This window comes from Micromonospora lutea, assembly GCF_016863535.1.
GTDB classification, from domain to species: domain Bacteria; phylum Actinomycetota; class Actinomycetes; order Mycobacteriales; family Micromonosporaceae; genus Micromonospora; species Micromonospora lutea.
In genome coordinates this window covers 194,297-208,421 of the sequence record NZ_BOPB01000014.1, presented here as the reverse complement: position 1 = coordinate 208,421, position 14,125 = coordinate 194,297, and the positions used below count along the sequence as shown (strand labels likewise).

The window sequence follows — 14,125 nt, the reverse complement described above, 5'->3', positions numbered from 1 at the left end:
GCAGTCGACCAGCCAACGCGGACAGTAGTCGTTGCGTGGGTTGAAGCAGAGCAAAGGACGAGAGAGGTAGGACGCAGGTCCGAGGTGCGGCTACAGGACGTGACGACCGCATCCTTTCGTCCGGACGCCGACCTGGCCGGCAGCCGGGCCGACCCGCGTCACCAGCACGCCTCCGGGGCGGGTGCGAGACTGGGCCGTGCTCTCCGACGTGCCTATTGAGCTGCCGGTCCGGCCGGCGCTGCCGGCGCTGGTGGCGGCGCTGGAGTCCGCTGGCAGCGCGGTCCTGGTCGCCCCGCCGGGCACCGGTAAGACCACGCTCGCTCCACTCGCCGTGGCCGACGCGGTGGCCGGGCGGGTGGTTGTCGCCCAGCCTCGCCGGGTGGCCGCCCGGGCCGCTGCTCGACGGATGGCAGCCCTGCTCGGCGAGCCGGTCGGTGATCGGGTCGGCTACGCCGTTCGGGGTGAGCGGCGGGTAGGACCTCGTACCCGGGTGGAGGTGGTCACCACCGGCCTGCTGGTCCGCCGGTTGCAACACGATCCGGAGTTGGCCGGGGTCGACGCGGTGCTGCTCGACGAGATCCACGAGCGTCAGCTCGACGCCGATCTGGCGCTCGCGTTCAGCGTGGAGTCCCGGGCGGCGCTACGGCCCGAACTGTGGCTGCTGGCCATGTCGGCGACCCCGGAGGCGGACCGCTTCGCCGCCCTGGTCGGCGGCACGGTGCCAGCGCCGGTCGTTCGGGCAGCATCGGCGCTGCATTCGGTGACCCGCATCTGGGCGCCACCGCCTCGACCGGTGCCACCGCCCGGCGCGGGGCCGGTGGACCGGGCCCTGCTCGACCATGTCGCCGCCACCGTCCGGCGGGCCCTGGGCGAGCAGGAGGGCGATCTGCTCGTCTTCCTGCCCGGCGTGGGCGAGATCGCTGCCGTCGCCGGCCGGCTGTCCGACCTGCGCGACGGCGTCGACGTCCTGCGCCTGCACGGTCGGCAGAGCGGCGTCGAGCAGGACGCCGCACTGCGGCCGGGAGAGCGACGGCGGGTGGTACTGGCCACGGCGGTGGCGGAGAGCAGCCTGACCGTGCCGGGCGTGCGGACGGTGGTGGACGCGGGCCTGTCCCGGGTGGCACGGCTGGACCTAGCCCGAGGGCTGGGCTCGCTGGTCACCGTGCCGGTGTCCCGGGCGGCGGCCACCCAGCGGGCCGGTCGGGCCGGTCGGGAGGCACCCGGACAGGTATATCGCTGCTGGTCATCGGGGGTGCACGAGCGGCTGCCCGCGCAGCCGGAACCGGAGATCGCCACTGCCGACCTGACCGGGTTCGCCCTTGAGCTTGCCGCCTGGGGTGCCCCCGGTGGGGCCGGGCTCGCCCTGCCCGACCCACCTCCGGTGGCGGCGATGACGGTGGCGTCCGAGACGCTGACCGCTCTCGGCGCGCTGGACGCGGAGGGGCGGATCACCGACCGGGGCCGCGCGGTCGTCGCCGCCGGAGCGCATCCCCGGCTCGCCCGGGCCCTGCTCGACGGGGCCGACCGGGTGGGTGCCGATCGTGCCGCGCAGGTGGTGGCCCTGCTCGCCGAGTCGACCGTGGTCGGTTCCGGTGATGATCTCGGTGCCGCCTGGCGTCGGTTGCGCGCCGGTACCGACCCGGCCGCCACCGCACGCTGGCGTGCGGAGGTACGCCGGCTGCGCGCCGCCCTGCCACCGGCCAAGCGGACGACACCAGACGAGCGGACAACACCAGACGAGCGAGCAACACCGGACGAGCGGGGTGGACGGCGGGCGGCTGACGAGCAACCGGTGTGGTTGCCCGACGACCTCGCCGCCGGGCTGCTGGTCGGACTGGCGTACCCGGAACGGCTGGCCCGGGTGCGGCGGCCGGGCGGTTCGGCGTACCTGATGAGTGGTGGGACCGCCGCGGAGCTGACGCCCGGGTCGGGGCTGGTGGGCGTCGAGTGGCTGGCCGTCGCGGTGGCCGACCGTGCTCCCGGCGCACCGGCCGCCCGGATCCGGCTCGCCGCCGCCCTGGACGAGGTCACCGCCCGCGAGGTGGCCAGCTCCCTGCTGCGCAGGGAGCGTGAGATCGGCTGGTCGGGTGGGGACGTGGTGGCCAGGGAGGTGCTCCGGTTGGGGGCGATCGAATTGGTCGACCGCCCCCTGGCTCGTCCCGACCGGGACGAGGTGGCCGCTGCCCTGCTGACCGGGCTGCGCGACACCGGCCTCGACCTGCTGACCTGGACGCCATCGGCCAGGACGCTGCGCGAGCGGCTGGCGTTCTGCCGGTACGCGCTCGGCGACGACTGGCCCGACGTCTCCGACGAGGCGCTGCTGGCCGACGCGCCGAACTGGTTGGGGCCGGAGCTGGCCCACGCTCGACGCCGGGCCGACCTGGGCCGGGTCGACGTGGTCGATGCGCTACGCCGGCTGCTGCCCTGGTCGCTGGCCGGGCGGCTGGACGAGTTGGCGCCGGAGCGGATCGCGGTGCCCAGCGGTTCAAGGATCCGGGTCGACTACACCGACCCGGCAGCGCCAGTCCTCGCGGTCCGACTCCAGGAGGCCTTCGGCTGGCCGGAGGCGCCCCGCGTCGGCGGCGGTCGGATACCGGTGCTGCTGCACCTGCTCTCCCCTGCCGGGCGACCGGTGGCGGTCACGGCCGACCTCGCCTCGTTCTGGCGTTCCGGCTACCGCCAGGTCCGCGCCGAGCTGCGCGGACGCTATCCACGCCATGCCTGGCCGGAGGACCCCACCACGGCCACGCCGACCCGGCACAGCGGCCGTCGGCGATAGTCGGAACGCGTACCGCAGGTCAGGCTTCGTCGACCACGTCGGCGATGACGACGGTGATGTTGTCGGGCCCGCCGGCTTGGAGCGCCAGATCGATGAGTGTGCGCCCGCAGGCGTCCCGATCCGGCTGGCCGGCCAGCACCTCGGCCAGGGTGTCGGCGCGTACCACGTTGGACAAGCCGTCGCTGCACAGCAGCCAGCGGTCGCCGGCCCGGGGCACCATGGTGGCGTACGTCGGGGAAACCTCGTCGCCCTGCAACGCCTGCGTCACCACCGCCCGACGGGGATGGTTGCCGGCCTGGTCCGCAGTGATCAGCCCCTGGTCGACGAGCATCTGTACGAAGGTGTCGTCCCGGGTGATCTGCTTGAGCACGCCATCGCGGAACAGGTAGGCCCGGGAGTCACCCACGTGGGCCAGCGCCAGGCAGCTACCGGTACGCGCGAACAGCAGCGCGGTCAGTGTGGTGCCCATGCCCTGCCGCTGGGGATCCTCGGCGACCGCTTGGCGGATCCGCTCGGTGGCGACCTGGATGCCGTTCTGCAGCGCGGCGACCAGCGCGTCCTCCGGCGTCTCCACGTCCAGCGGGGCCACCGACCCGATCGCGATGGCGCTGGCGAGGTCTCCGGCGGCCATGCCGCCCATGCCGTCGGCGACGGCGACCAGCCAGGTGCCGGAGTGCAACGCGTCCTGGTTTCCGCTGCGGATCAGCCCACGGTCGCTCGTCCCGGCGGAACGCAGCTTCAGGGTCATGGCACGCAGCCTGCCAGGAGTAGGGCTCGGTTGTCTCTAGGAGATCGGGACCACGCGGCGTGGCGCGGCGAATCTCACTGTAGGTGAAGGTGAACCCCATCGGATGCGATCGATTGACATGTCCTGCGTGTCCTGGAAACATGCCCGATACCTGGGAGCGCTCCCAGGTTCATACCCCACTTCGCCAGTTCCGTCCCGCTCGTCGGAAGGACTCCCCCGTGACGCCATCCCGACGTCGTCTCGCGGTGCTCGCCGCGGCGACCGCCGTGGCGCTGGTCGGCGTTAGTGCCGGCACCGCTTTCGCCGATCCACCCGCCGACGCACCTGAGCAGATCCGCAACGGTGATTTCAGCGACGGCTCGTCGCCCTGGTTCTCCTATGGCACCAACACCCTCGGCGTGGTCGACGGTCAACTCTGCGCCACCGTGGCCGGCGGCCTGGTCAACCCCTGGGACGCCGGCATCGGCCACGACGCGCTGCCGCTGATCGCCGGCGCCGAGTACACCCTCGGCTTCGACGTCACCTCCACCCCCGGTGGCCCGGTGGCCGCCGTGCTGCAACTCGGCAGCGAGCCCTACACCGGCTACTACTCGGTCACGGCCGCCGCGACGCCGACCCAGCAGCGCGTCGAGCGGACCTTCGTCGCCTCGACCGACGACGATCGCGCCCAGCTGATCTTCCAGGTCGGCGGTAGCGCCGAGCCGCGGACCATCTGCCTGGACAACATCTCGCTGCGCGGCGGCAACCCACCCGAGCCGTACGTGCCGGACACCGGCCCCCGGGTTCGGGTGAACCAGGTCGGCTACCTGCCCGGCGGGCCGAAGAACGCCACCGTGGTCACCGAGGCCACCGAGGCGCTGCCCTGGAAGCTGCACGCCGCCTCCGGTGCCGTGCTGGCCAGCGGCACCACCACGCCGCGCGGCGTCGACCAGGCATCGGCGCAGAACGTGCACACGCTGGACTTCTCGTCGTACCGCACCCCGGGTCGGGGCTTGACGCTGGCCGTGGACGGCGAGGTCAGCCACCCGTTCGACATCTCCGGCACGCTCTACGACCAACTGCGGTCGGACGCGTTGCAGTTCTTCTACATCCAGCGCAGCGGCATCGCCATCGACGGTGACCTGGTTGGCGAGGAGTACGCCCGCCCCGCCGGTCACCTGGACGTGGCCCCGAACCAGGGTGACACCAACGTGCCCTGTGCCGCCGGAGCCTGCGACTACCGCCTCGACGTGCGCGGCGGCTGGTACGACGCGGGTGACCACGGCAAGTACGTGGTCAACGGCGGTATCGCCACCTACCAGCTGCTGAGCGCCTTCGAGCGGACCAAGAACGCCGCCACGGCCGGATTCGGCGCCGACCTCGGCGACGGCACGCTGCGGCTGCCCGAGCGGGACAACGGGGTGCCGGACATCCTCGACGAGGCCCGCTGGGAGCTGGAGTTCCTGATGCGGATGCAGGTGCCGGCCGGCAAGCCGCTGGCCGGGATGGCCCACCACAAGATCCACGACCGGAACTGGACCGGCCTGCCGATGCAGCCGGAGGACGACCCGGAGCCGCGCGAGCTGCACCCGCCGTCCACCGCCGCCACCCTGAACCTGGCCGCCGTGGCCGCCCAGTGTGCCCGGCTGTTCGCCCCGTACGACAAGGAGTTCGCGCAGCGCTGCGGCAGTGCGGCGAAGACCGCGTACGCGGCGGCCAAGGCCAACCCGGCCCGGTACGCGCCGTCGACCGGCAACGGCGGTGGCCCGTACGACGACACCAACCTCACCGACGAGTTCTACTGGGCGGCCGCCGAGCTGTACCTGACCACCGGTCAGCGCAGCTACCTGACCGACCTGACCGCCTCGCCGCACCACACCGGTGACGTCTTCGACGTCCGTGGCTTCGGCTGGCAGAGCGTGGCCGCGCTGGGCCGCCTCGACCTGGCGACCGTGCCGAACGGGTTGCCGGCCGCCGAGCTGGCCCGGATCCGCGCGTCGGTCACCACCGCCGCCGACGGCTACCTCGCCGAGATCGGCCGGCAGGCGTACGGGCTGCCCATGCCCGGTGACCCGGGTAGCTACTTCTGGGGCGGCAACGGCGCCATCATCAACAACGCCGTCGTGCTGGCCACCGCGTTCGATCTGACCGGAGCCGCGAAGTACCGTGACGGCGCGGTGCAGACGATGGACTACATCCTCGGCCGCAACGCGCTGAACATCTCGTACGTCACCGGGTGGGGCGAGCACGCGGCGGAGAACCAGCACAGCCGGATCTTCGGTTTCCAGCTCGACCCGAGCATGCCGAAGCCGCCCGCCGGCTCGATCGCCGGTGGCCCGAACGCCGCCCTCCAGGACCCGTTCGTGGAGCAGTTGCTCGAGGGCTGCGCGCCGATGTTCTGCTTCGTCGACGACATCGCCTCGTACTCCACCAACGAGGTGGCGATCAACTGGAACTCGGCGCTGGCCTGGCTTGCCTCGTTCGTGGCCGACCAGGGTGACTCCGCTGCGGTACCGGCACCCACCTGCACGGTGTCGTACACCAACTACGGTCCGTGGCAGGGTGACACCGGCTTCACCGCCCAGGTGAACATCCGCAACACCGGCACCGCCACGGTGAACGGCTGGACCGCCCGGTTCGCCTTCACCGGTGACGCCAAGGTGCGCGAGGCGTGGATGGCCAACGTGACGCAGTCCGGGGCGACGGTGACCGCGAAGAGCGAGTCGTACAACTCGCGGATCAACCCGGGCGGCTCGGTGATGTTCGGCTTCAACGCCACCACCGGTGGCCTCGCAAACCCCGCCCCCAACCTGGTCACGGTCAACGGCGCAGCCTGCACCGTGTCCTGATCCCCGGGTGGGGTGCCGTCGGCGACCGGCACCCCACCCGGCCCCGACCTCGATCGAGTTGATCGGTGATTCTGGTCCGGACCCTGCGGGGTCCGGACCAGAGTCGTGGGTCAGGCGCGCAGCTTCGGCAGGACCTGCTCGCCGAAGGCGTCCAGGAAGGGGCGCTGGTCCTGGCCTACGTGGTGCAGCGCGATCTGGTCGAAGCCCAGGTCGACGTACTCTTCCAGCCAGCCCACGTGCCGGCTCAGGTCGGCGGAGATGTTGACCACCTCGGCGAGCCGGGCCATCGGCACCTCGGCGGAGACCACGTCGAAGTGCTCCGGGGTGGTCAGGTCCCAGCAGACCGGCGGGGCGAAGACATTGCTGCGCCACTGGTCGTAGGCGATCGCCTCGGCCTCGTCCTGGGTGGGCGCCCAGCTCAGGTGCACCTGTAGGTGCACCGGCCCGCGGCCCCCCGCCTCCCGGTACGCGTCGATCATGCGACGCAGGTGGTCCGTCGGCGCGTTGACCGTGATCAGGCCGTCCGCCCACTCGGCGCACCAGCGGGCGGTGGCCACGCTGACCGCGGCACCGACCAGTGCCGGCGGCTGCTCCGGCCGGCTCCACAGCTTCGCCCGGTCGACCCGGACCAGACCGTCGTGGCTGACCTCCTCGCCGGCCAGCAGGGCGCGGATGACGTCCACGCACTCGCGCAGCCTGGCGTTACGGACGTCCTTGCGCGGCCACACGTCGCCGGTGATGTGCTCGTTGGCGGCCTCACCGGAGCCCAGAGCGGCCCAGAACCGACCCGGGTACATGGCGGCGAGGGTGCCGATCGCCTGCGCGATGATCGCCGGGTGGTAGCGCTGTCCGGGCGCGTTGACCACCCCGAACGACAGGCCGGTGGCCTGCAACGCCGATCCGAGCCAGGACCAGGCGAATCCGGAGTGGCCCTGACGCTCGCTCCAGGGTGCGAAGTGATCCGAACACATGGCGGCGTCGAAGCCGACGTGCTCGGCGTGGACCACTGCCTCCAGCAGCTCACGCGGGTGGATCTGCTCGTGGGAAGCGTGAAACGCGATCGCCGTCATGCCGCCTTTCACTACCCACCCGGGCCTCGTGGTAAGCAGCGCCTACTCGGAGTGGGCACCGGCACCGGCGGTGGCGACGCCCTCCCCCACCCAGACCGTCTTGATGTTGCAGAACTCGTGCATGCCCTGGGCGGAGAGTTCCCGGCCGTAACCGGAGTTCTTCACCCCGCCGAAGGGCAGCTCCGGATAGGACGTCGTCATCCCGTTGATGAAGACGGCGCCGGCCTCCAGGTCGGTCGCGAACCGCTGCTGCTCCTGCGGGTCGCGGGTCCAGGCGTTCGAGCCGAGCCCGAAGCTGGTTCCGTTGGCCAGCTCGATCGCCTCCTCGTACGACGAGGCCCGGTACAAACCAGCGACCGGCCCGAACACCTCCTCGGACCACATCCGCATGCCCGGGTTCAGATCCGTCACCACGGTCGGCGGGTAGAACCAGCCTGCCCCGCTCGACTTCTCACCGCCGCAGAGCACCGTGGCTCCCTTGTCGACGGCGTCACGAACCTGCGCGTCGACCTCGTCGCGGCCCCGCTCGGAGGCCAACGGACCGACGTCGGTGCCGTCGTCCATGGGGTCGCCCACCCGCAGCGCCGACATGTGCCGCGCGAACGCCTCGGCGAAGGCGTCGTAGACGTCGGTGTGCACGATGAAGCGCTTGGCGGCGATGCAGGACTGACCGTTGTTCTGGCAGCGGGCGGTGGTGGCCACCTGCGCGGCCAGTTCCACGTCGGCGGAGGGCATCACCACGAACGGGTCGCTGCCGCCCAGCTCCAGCACGGTCTTCTTGAGCTCCCGGCCGGCGATCTGCGCGATCGACCGACCGGCGACCTCACTGCCGGTCAGTGTGGCGGCGCGTACCCGGGGATCGCTCAGGATTCGATCGACCGCGTCGGAGCCGACCAGCAGCGTGGTGAACGCGCCCTCGGGGAAGCCGGCCCGGCGGAACAGGTCCTCCAGCAGCAGCGCGGTCTGCGGCACGTTGGAGGCGTGCTTGAGCAGGCCGGTGTTACCGGCCATCAGGGCCGGCGCGGCGAAGCGCATGACCTGCCAGAGGGGGAAGTTCCACGGCATCACCGCCAGCACCGGCCCGATCGGCTGGTAGCGGACGAACGCCCGGGTCGCCGAGACGGCCTCGGCGTCGGCCGGCTCGTCGGCGAGGAACTCGGCTGCCCGGCCGGCGTAGAAGCGGCAGGCGGTGGCGCACTTGGTGACCTCGGCCTTGGCGGCGGCGAGCGTCTTGCCCATCTCGGTGGTCATCAGCCGGGCGATCTCGTCCCGCTCCGCCTCCAGCAGGTCGGCCGCCGTCGTCAACCATCGTCCCCGCTGCTCGATCGTGGTGCCGCGCAGCTGCCGGTACGCCAGGTCGGTCCGTTCGATCGCGCTGTCGATGAGCTCGTCGGACATCGCCTCGTACGTCTTGAGCACCTGGCCGTTGACCGGGTTGGTGGTGGCGATGGTCATCAGGGCTACTCCCGTCACTCGAAGAGCGAGTGCCGCACGCCGGGCTCCTCCCGACGTCGGGCGGCGCGACGACGTTGAATGATGATCAGGTCGACGACGGCGACCGCCGCGAAGACGGCGCAGACGACACCCAACCAGGCCACGTCGGCACGGAACGCCAACACCGCGAAAACGGTCATGGTGACGAGCCCGAAGCTGGCCAGCGCCAGCCGCAGGTTCAGGGCGCTGTACGCGTGACCGACCGTGCCGCGGGCACGCCGGGGCTGTGATCTCGTCATCACCCCCACCTACCCGGCAGCCGGCAGAGCTAACCGTCACGACCGCCGACGGCGGCTGGGCGCCGCATAGCACGGCGGCGAGTGGTACGACATGGCACTGCCGCATCCCCGACAGCAACGCCTGCCCAGCCCGACCGACGCGCGTAGAGTCACCGTGCCATCGCTCTGCGCTGTGAGGCTGGGGAAGTCATGCCTGGACGCTGGACCACCGCCGCCGTCTGCCTGCTCGCACTCGTCGCGTTGGCCTGCGAAGCGGGCGGGGAGGCGGCGCCCCGACCATCGGGCGGAACGGCTCAGCCCGGCTCCCCCCGGGTCGTCGCCGCCCTCGGCGACTCGATCACCACCGGCTTCGGGTCCTGTCTGCTGCTCACCTCGTGTGAGCGCAACTCCTGGTCGACCGGGGACGGGCTGCGGGTCGACAGCCACTACCGCCGGCTGCTCGACCGCAACCCGGGGCTGCGCGGCAAAGCGCACAACCATGCCAGGCCGGGGGCGCGTGCCGGGGCGCTGGCCGGGCAGGCGGAAGCGGCGGTACGCGACCGCGCCGACTACGTGACGGTGCTGGTCGGCGCCAACGACGCCTGCCGCGCCACGATCGACGCGATGACGCCGGTGACCGAGTTCCGGGCCGAGATCGACCGGGGGTTGCGGGTGCTGCGCGACGGACGCCCGAAGGCTCGGGTCCTGGTCGTCAGCATCCCGAACCTGTACCGGCTCTGGGAGGTCGGCCACGACGAGCCCCGAGCGGTACGCGCCTGGCGGCGCGGTGTCTGTCCGGCGCTGCTGGCCGACGCGACGTCGACCGCACCGGCGGACCGGAGCCGCCGCACGGCCTTCCGGGAACGCGTCGCGGCGTACAACAGCCAACTGAAGGCGGCGTGCCGGGTGTACGGCTCCCGATGCCGCTACGACGGCGGCGCGGCGCACCGGGTCCGGTTCGATCTGGACCTGGTCAACCCACTGGACTACTTCCATCCCAACACGGCCGGTCAGTCCCGCCTCGCCGAGGTGACCTGGCGTTCCTCCGGCTACGCCGACTGATCGCCCGACTCATCGGAGCGACGGGGTGACGGGATCCGGGAGCCGCTGTGCTGGCGGTACAACGCTCGGGAGCGTTCCGCCAGCTTCTTGGTGGCCGAGGAGTTCGCCCAGGTGCCGAGGATGATCGCCGCTCCGGGGACCACCTTGGCGAAGAGCCGTTTCGCCGCGCGTACCCCGGCCATCTGGGCGAGCCGGACCCCGAGGTGCAGCATCACCCGGCCGAGCGGTGCCTGCCCGCCACCACCGAAGAGCGCACCCGCCCGTTCCCGCCCGGCCGCCACCCCCAGCGCCACCCGGGCGCTCGCGGCAGCCTTGTGCACCCGCTGCAGCACCAGCAGGTCGGTGGCGCGGTCGGCATGCGTCGGATCAGCGCCGTACGCGGCGGCGACGTGCAGGACCATGCGGGACTGGGTCCAGGCCAGCACACCGACATCGATCACCGCGCCGGGCAGTCCGGCCGCACCGGAGACGGCCCCGGAGAGCCGGGCCTGGTTGACGAACCGGCGTACCGCCTGCTCCGCCAGGGCCTCGGCGCTGATGCCGGGCTGGGCGGCCCGGATCCGCTGCGCCCACTGCGCGGCCTCCGGGCCGAGCCGGCGCACCGCCTCCAGGGCGAGGTGTTCGGGAGCGTACTGCGGATCCTGCCGCATCCGGTCCCACAGTTTGGCCGGGGGCGACTCGTCATCGCGACCGCCCGACACGGGCGGGACCGGGATGACGGGCTGGCCCTCGGCGGGGGCGGAGTCGCTCATCACCTCTCCTTTCGGTGGTGCGCATCCATATGTACCCCGCGGCGGCAACGGCGTACCGTCGGCCGATCAGCCACCGACGCCGGGCCGGGCGAACCGGCGCCATCGGAATGCACGAGGATGGCAGGTACGTTTTGGCGATCGGGGCCGCGTCCGTTCGGTGACCCGTTACGCACATGCAGGGAGGCCGCACCGGTGCTCGATCCACACGAGCTCTACGAACTCACCGACGATCTGCCCGACCTCGGTCAGCCGGTGCTGATCCAGGCGCTCACCGGCTTCGTCGACGCCGGTAGCGCGAGCCGGCTCGCCCGCGAACAACTGCTCACATCGCTGGAGTCCCGCCCGATCGCCCGGTTCGATCTGGACCAGCTCTACGACTACCGCTCCCGCCGCCCGGTGATGACCTTTGTCGAGGATCACTGGGAGAGCTACGACGACCCGGAGTTGGAGCTGTACCTGCTCCACGACGACGACGAGACGCCTTTCCTGCTGCTCACCGGCCCGGAGCCCGACCTTCAGTGGGAGCGGTTCACGGCCGCCGTCGCCGGGCTCGCCGCCCGGCTGGACGTCCGGCTCACCGTCGGGCTCAACGCGATCCCGATGGCGGTGCCGCACACCCGGCCGACCGGCGTGACCGCGCACGCCACCCGGCGTGATCTGATCGCCGGCTACGAACCGTGGCTGCAACGGGTGCAGGTCCCCGGCAGCGTGGGGCACCTGCTGGAGTTCCGGCTCGGTGAGGCCGGCCGGGACGCGCTGGGCTTCGCCGCGCACGTGCCGCACTACGTGGCACAGGCCGAGTATCCGGCCGCCGCCGAGGTGCTGCTGGCGTCGGTGTCCCGCAGCACCGGGCTGTTGCTGCCCCGGGACGGGCTGCGCTCGGCCGCCGAGGTGGTGCGGGTCGAGATCGACCGGCAGGTCGCCGAGAGCGACGAGGCCACGACCCTGGTCCAGGCCCTTGAGGAGCAGTACGACACGTACGCCCGGGGCCGGGGTGAGAAGAACCTGCTCGCCGCGGAGAGCGGGCCGCTGCCCACGGCGGAGGAACTCGGCGCCGAGTTGGAGCGTTTCCTGGCCGAACAGACCCGGCCGAACAACGACACCCCGGGCAGTTGAGCGGGCGGGTCGCGCGGAGCGGGGCGGGATGGGGCAGGCTGGCATCATGCGCCTGGCGACGTGGAACGTGAACTCGGTGAAGGCCCGGCTGCCCCGGCTGCTCGACTGGCTGTCGGGTACCGCGCCGGACGTGGTCTGCCTCCAGGAGACCAAATGCCCGGACGGCGCCTTTCCGGTGGCGGAGGTGGGCGCGCTGGGTTACACGGTGGCCAGTCACAGCGACGGCCGGTGGAACGGAGTCGCCATCCTGTCCCGGGTCGGCCTGGCCGATGTCACCGTCGGGTTTCCCGGCGAGCCCGGGTTCCCCGAACCGGAGGCCCGGGCGATCTCGGCCACCTGCGGCGGGCTGCGGGTCTGGTCGGTGTACGTGCCGAACGGCCGCGCACCCGACGATCCGCACTACGCGTACAAGTTGGCCTGGTTGGCGGCACTGCGGGACGCGCTGGACACCGAACTGACCAACCCGACGCCGCTGGCCGTCTGCGGTGACTTCAATGTGGCCCCCACCGACGACGACGTGTGGGATCCCGCGCTCTTCGTGAACTCCACCCACGTCACGCCGCCCGAACGGGCCGCCCTGGCGGCGCTGCGCGACCTCGGTCTCGTTGACGTGGTGCCCACCCCGATGAAGGGGCCACACCCGTTCACCTACTGGGACTACCGGGCCGGGATGTTCCACCAGAACAAGGGCATGCGCATCGACCTGGTGTACGCCTCGGCCCCGCTGGCCCGCGCCGTCCGGTCGGCGTACGTGGACCGGGAGGCCCGCAAGGGCAAGGGCCCCTCCGACCACGCCCCCGTCGTCGTCGACGCCGACCTGATCCCCACCATCGAATCCTTCTGAGCGGCCCGTCCCACCCGCGAAGACACGGCCCGCCCCGCCCGCGAAGATCCGCGCCGCCCGCGAAGATCCGCACAACTTCAGGGATGTTGCTGCCTCAACACCGCCGGAGGCAGCACTATCAGGGAAGTTGCGGGGATCACCAACACGGGGCGGGCAATCTCGGCGAATGGGTCGGGCGTACGGGTGGTTAGGGTGACGTCATGGCTGTTGTGAAGATCAACGCGATCGACGTCCCGCCCGGTGCCGGCGAGGAATTGGAGAAGCGGTTCGCCGCCCGGGCCCGCGCGGTGGAGAACTCCCCCGGCTTCCTCGGCTTCGAGCTGCTGCGCCCGGTGGCCGGCGAGAACCGCTACTTCGTCTACACCAGGTGGGAGACCGAGCAGGCGTACCAGGACTGGGCCGCCGGCCCGGCGCGCGCCGCCCATGCCGCCCCGCCCGGCGCGGAGCAGCGGCCACCCGTCGCCTCCGGTGCCACCCTCCTCGAATTCGAGGTCGTGCAGCAGGTCCCCTGATCGAGGCCCCTCAGCGTTTCTGGAACATCACCGCCGCGATCTCGACCGTGACGCCGATCGCCCAGTCGAGCTGCGGGCATTCGGTACGCCCACGGCACTCCAGGCAACCGCCAGCGGCGAACGGGTTGGCGACCGCGCGGGTCCAGTGCAGCTCCAGCACCCGATTGGCCTCGAACAGCCGACGCATCGGCGAATCCTCGTCTGGATCATCGAGCGGCACGGCGAAGACCTCCGGTGCGATCACGATTGGCCCCGCCCCAAGGGGGCAGAGTCCCTGCGTCATGCTCCCCTTGGGTGGCTTTCCTGGTGGGGTCCAGCGCTTGCCGAACGAAGAACCCAACCACGACAACCACCTTAGAGACCTTTAGTACCTAAGGCAATGTTGGTCTTGAAGGTGGGTGTCACTCATGATCCGATGGAAGGTGCCGAACGAAGGACCTTCCCATGCCGATACCGACCGGGGGCTACCGCGAGGTGGCCGAAGACCTGGCAACCCGAATCAGGAGCGGTGAGTATCCGCGAGGTGAACGGTTGCCGACCTACAAGGAACTGGCCGACCTTTACAGCGTCAGCGTCACGACGGTTCAGCGAGCGATCATCATCCTGCAGGATCGAGGCTTGGTTGTCGGCCTACAGGGTCGCGGCCTGTGGGTTGCCGAGCAGCTACCGAGCCGGCCCTCAGAGTGACGGTTAGCCGATTGA

The 14,125-nt window shown here is 71.5% G+C and carries 13 protein-coding genes; 7 read left to right on the top strand and 6 right to left on the bottom strand.

The features are described 5' to 3' along the window. Positions 1-196 precede the first annotated feature (196 nt). Positions 197-2,779, top strand: a complete 2,583-nt coding sequence (gene hrpB / locus Vlu01_RS15995) for an ATP-dependent helicase HrpB (RefSeq protein WP_204000080.1) — start codon at positions 197-199, stop codon at positions 2,777-2,779. Positions 2,780-2,798: 19 nt separating this feature from the next. On the opposite strand, the gene Vlu01_RS15990 is transcribed toward hrpB, so the two are convergent. After that, positions 2,799-3,527 (bottom strand): PP2C family protein-serine/threonine phosphatase, encoded by a 729-nt coding sequence (locus Vlu01_RS15990; RefSeq protein ID WP_203999825.1) that lies wholly within the window; start codon positions 3,525-3,527, stop codon positions 2,799-2,801. Positions 3,528-3,745: 218 nt separating this feature from the next. Here Vlu01_RS15990 and Vlu01_RS15985 point away from each other — a divergent pair, with 218 nt between their 5' ends. Continuing rightward, entirely contained in the window at positions 3,746-6,355 is a 2,610-nt protein-coding gene (locus Vlu01_RS15985; RefSeq protein ID WP_203999822.1) for a glycoside hydrolase family 9 protein, read from the top strand. A gap of 110 nt (positions 6,356-6,465) precedes the next feature. On the opposite strand, the gene Vlu01_RS15980 is transcribed toward Vlu01_RS15985, so the two are convergent. The 3 genes from Vlu01_RS15980 to Vlu01_RS15970 are packed head-to-tail and all read right to left on the bottom strand — an operon-like array spanning position 6,466 to position 9,158. After that, positions 6,466-7,425 (bottom strand): TIGR03885 family FMN-dependent LLM class oxidoreductase, encoded by a 960-nt coding sequence (locus Vlu01_RS15980; protein WP_203999819.1) that lies wholly within the window; start codon positions 7,423-7,425, stop codon positions 6,466-6,468. Positions 7,426-7,467: 42 nt separating this feature from the next. Then, entirely contained in the window at positions 7,468-8,880 is a 1,413-nt protein-coding gene (locus tag Vlu01_RS15975; protein ID WP_203999816.1) for an NADP-dependent succinic semialdehyde dehydrogenase, read from the bottom strand. 14 nt (positions 8,881-8,894) lie between these two features. Continuing rightward, complete coding sequence (locus tag Vlu01_RS15970; RefSeq protein ID WP_203999812.1) at positions 8,895-9,158, bottom strand: DUF6343 family protein; 264 nt, start codon at positions 9,156-9,158, stop codon at positions 8,895-8,897. Positions 9,159-9,347: 189 nt separating this feature from the next. Here Vlu01_RS15970 and Vlu01_RS15965 point away from each other — a divergent pair, with 189 nt between their 5' ends. Then, complete coding sequence (locus tag Vlu01_RS15965) at positions 9,348-10,199, top strand: GDSL-type esterase/lipase family protein (RefSeq protein WP_203999809.1); 852 nt, start codon at positions 9,348-9,350, stop codon at positions 10,197-10,199. On the opposite strand, the gene Vlu01_RS15960 is transcribed toward Vlu01_RS15965, so the two are convergent. Further along, positions 10,187-10,951: an EcsC family protein gene (locus tag Vlu01_RS15960; protein WP_203999806.1), complete on the bottom strand. Its 765-nt coding sequence runs from the start codon at positions 10,949-10,951 to the stop codon at positions 10,187-10,189. The two genes, Vlu01_RS15965 and Vlu01_RS15960, sit on opposite strands and share 13 nt — an antisense overlap. Before the next feature lie 192 nt (positions 10,952-11,143). Here Vlu01_RS15960 and Vlu01_RS15955 point away from each other — a divergent pair, with 192 nt between their 5' ends. The 3 genes from Vlu01_RS15955 to Vlu01_RS15945 all read left to right on the top strand — a co-directional run bounded on the left by Vlu01_RS15955 (position 11,144) and on the right by Vlu01_RS15945 (position 13,423). Further along, entirely contained in the window at positions 11,144-12,067 is a 924-nt protein-coding gene (locus tag Vlu01_RS15955; RefSeq protein WP_203999803.1) for a proteasome assembly chaperone family protein, read from the top strand. A gap of 46 nt (positions 12,068-12,113) precedes the next feature. After that, positions 12,114-12,911 (top strand): exodeoxyribonuclease III, encoded by a 798-nt coding sequence (locus tag Vlu01_RS15950; RefSeq protein WP_203999801.1) that lies wholly within the window; start codon positions 12,114-12,116, stop codon positions 12,909-12,911. A gap of 200 nt (positions 12,912-13,111) precedes the next feature. Continuing rightward, positions 13,112-13,423 carry an antibiotic biosynthesis monooxygenase family protein gene (locus tag Vlu01_RS15945; protein ID WP_203999800.1) on the top strand — a complete coding sequence of 104 codons (312 nt, stop codon included), beginning with the start codon at positions 13,112-13,114 and terminating at the stop codon, positions 13,421-13,423. Positions 13,424-13,433: 10 nt separating this feature from the next. Here Vlu01_RS15945 and Vlu01_RS15940 read toward each other — a convergent pair whose 3' ends face one another. Beyond that, positions 13,434-13,667: a hypothetical protein gene (locus Vlu01_RS15940; RefSeq protein ID WP_203999799.1), complete on the bottom strand. Its 234-nt coding sequence runs from the start codon at positions 13,665-13,667 to the stop codon at positions 13,434-13,436. Between the two features lie 200 nt (positions 13,668-13,867). Here Vlu01_RS15940 and Vlu01_RS15935 point away from each other — a divergent pair, with 200 nt between their 5' ends. Beyond that, positions 13,868-14,110, top strand: coding sequence for a GntR family transcriptional regulator (locus tag Vlu01_RS15935; protein ID WP_203999798.1), 243 nt, complete (start codon positions 13,868-13,870; stop codon positions 14,108-14,110). Positions 14,111-14,125 lie beyond the last annotated feature (15 nt).

What these genes read in the sequence shown, in the direction of transcription:
- Vlu01_RS15990 (WP_203999825.1), bottom strand. Translation starts at nt 3,527, where the DNA reads ATGACCCTGAAGCTGCGTTCCGCCGGGACGAGCGACCGTGGGCTGATC.
- Vlu01_RS15980 (WP_203999819.1), bottom strand. Translation starts at nt 7,425, where the DNA reads ATGACGGCGATCGCGTTTCACGCTTCCCACGAGCAGATCCACCCGCGT.
- Vlu01_RS15975 (WP_203999816.1), bottom strand. Translation starts at nt 8,880, where the DNA reads ATGACCATCGCCACCACCAACCCGGTCAACGGCCAGGTGCTCAAGACG.
- Vlu01_RS15970 (WP_203999812.1), bottom strand. Translation starts at nt 9,158, where the DNA reads ATGACGAGATCACAGCCCCGGCGTGCCCGCGGCACGGTCGGTCACGCG.
- Vlu01_RS15965 (WP_203999809.1), top strand. Translation starts at nt 9,348, where the DNA reads ATGCCTGGACGCTGGACCACCGCCGCCGTCTGCCTGCTCGCACTCGTC.
- Vlu01_RS15960 (WP_203999806.1), bottom strand. Translation starts at nt 10,951, where the DNA reads ATGAGCGACTCCGCCCCCGCCGAGGGCCAGCCCGTCATCCCGGTCCCG.
- Vlu01_RS15950 (WP_203999801.1), top strand. Translation starts at nt 12,114, where the DNA reads ATGCGCCTGGCGACGTGGAACGTGAACTCGGTGAAGGCCCGGCTGCCC.
- Vlu01_RS15945 (WP_203999800.1), top strand. Translation starts at nt 13,112, where the DNA reads ATGGCTGTTGTGAAGATCAACGCGATCGACGTCCCGCCCGGTGCCGGC.
- Vlu01_RS15935 (WP_203999798.1), top strand. Translation starts at nt 13,868, where the DNA reads ATGCCGATACCGACCGGGGGCTACCGCGAGGTGGCCGAAGACCTGGCA.